Annotated in this window: 1 rRNA gene; it reads left to right on the top strand. The window is 50.0% G+C overall.

From position 1 onward, the window contains the following. The first annotated feature begins 170 nt into the window (after positions 1-170). Positions 171-286: ribosomal RNA gene (rrf, locus tag ACNFIC_RS23865) — 5S ribosomal RNA — on the top strand. Positions 287-290 lie beyond the last annotated feature (4 nt).

The raw sequence follows: 290 nt of genomic DNA, 5'->3' as shown, positions 1-290 counted from the left end.
AACGATGCATCGCCGATGGTAGTGTGGGGCTTCCCCATGTGAGAGTAGGTCATCGTCAAGATTCATTTCGCAAAACCCCTATCTGCGTAAGCAGGTAGGGGTTTTGTCTTTAAGTAGAAGTACAGAGATTTGCTGGCACGTCCTTGAGTACGGTCCGGCACACAGAATTTCTTGACGACCATAGAGCATTGGAACCACCTGATCCCATCCCGAACTCAGTAGTGAAACGATGCATCGCCGATGGTAGTGTGGGGCTTCCCCATGTGAGAGTAGGTCATCGTCAAGATTCA

Source organism: Pseudomonas sp. NY15463, assembly GCF_048068415.1.
GTDB lineage: Bacteria > Pseudomonadota > Gammaproteobacteria > Pseudomonadales > Pseudomonadaceae > Aquipseudomonas > Aquipseudomonas mosselii_C.
Note: the sequence above shows the minus strand (reverse complement) of the source record. Positions and strands in the feature narration are given on the sequence as shown.